The 277-nt window shown below is 62.1% G+C and carries 1 protein-coding gene; it reads right to left on the reverse strand.

Annotation, left to right across the window (positions count from 1 at the left end; all coding sequences use genetic code 11):
* A partial coding sequence (locus SB772_RS40465; RefSeq protein WP_410838578.1) for an aldehyde dehydrogenase family protein occupies positions 1–277 on the reverse strand: 277 nt, incomplete at both ends.

Genomic DNA, 277 nt, shown 5'->3' on the forward strand with positions numbered 1-277 from the left:
CTTTTCGCTGAATGTGTATTCCTCGAACGCGGCGATCGTCGCTTCCATGTGAGCGCGCCCCACCCCGGCCTGCGAATCGCGGGCGAATGGCAGCGGCGCACCCATTTCCTGGCTGACGGCCTGGGCGATATCTTCGAAGCGCTCATTATAGCATTCGAGAATCCGCTTCAGCAGCGCCAGACGCTCCTCCTTCGAGGTCAGCGAGAAGGTTTCGAACGCCTGCTTCGCAGCCGCAACCGCCTTGTCGACATCGGCTGCAGAGCCGCCGGAGATCGAG

The sequence above is a fragment of the Paraburkholderia sp. SIMBA_030 genome (genome assembly GCF_046535245.1).
Lineage (GTDB): Bacteria > Pseudomonadota > Gammaproteobacteria > Burkholderiales > Burkholderiaceae > Paraburkholderia.